This window comes from Gilvimarinus sp. 1_MG-2023 (assembly GCF_030548285.1).
The window spans coordinates 1-244 of sequence record NZ_JAUOSC010001527.1 but is presented as its reverse complement, the minus strand read 5'-3'; the positions used below and the strand labels follow the sequence as shown (position 1 = coordinate 244).

1 pseudogene is annotated in these 244 nt (G+C 52.0%); it reads right to left on the bottom strand.

The annotated features are described in order from the left end of the window. Positions 1–244, bottom strand: a pseudogene (locus Q4563_RS21940) (ribose-phosphate pyrophosphokinase); the annotation flags it as partial.

Genomic DNA, 244 nt, shown 5'->3' with positions numbered 1-244 from the left:
ACATCCATCTGTTTGGCGATGGCACGAGCACGGACAACACCGCCGATATCCGGAGAGACAACAATCAGGTTATCGTAATTCTGGCGTTCCAAGTCATCCAGCAATACCGGAGAGGCGTAAACGTTATCGACGGGAACATCAAAGAACCCCTGAATCTGGTCAGCGTGCAGATCAACCGTCAGCATACGGTCAATACCAGAACCTGCCATCATATCGGCAACGGCACGGGCACTGATTGGTACAC